Annotated in this window: 1 protein-coding gene; it reads right to left on the bottom strand. The window is 56.4% G+C overall.

Annotated features, from left to right (window positions below):
- On the bottom strand, positions 1-275 hold a 275-nt coding region (locus tag NR195_RS22750; protein ID WP_256844933.1), incomplete at both ends, for a type VI secretion system baseplate subunit TssF.

Here is a 275-nt window from a genome sequence, read left to right as displayed (position 1 = left end):
ATCCAGGCTCATCTGGCTCAGCGAGGAAATGCCTTCGCAGGTAATGCGGATACGGAGTGCGCTGGAAGCTGCTGTCGATCCGACCGCTTTCAGTTCGCCTAAAGGGATGTCTGCCGGCACGCCGCCTAACGACACATCGCTGATACGCAGGGGCTGGAGCATGACATCGTGTGCGGTGGTGTAGCTACAGGTAACCCCGGTTTTTTTCAGGTTTTGGCTTTCCATCATCGTGCCGCGCGGCACTAAGAAACCGTTGCTGATATCACCTTTACGGC

Origin of the sequence: Pantoea sp. Ft-CA_14 (assembly GCF_024520875.1) — a bacterium.
Lineage (GTDB): Bacteria > Pseudomonadota > Gammaproteobacteria > Enterobacterales > Enterobacteriaceae > Pantoea > Pantoea agglomerans.
Note: the sequence above shows the minus strand (reverse complement) of the source record. Positions and strands in the feature narration are given on the sequence as shown.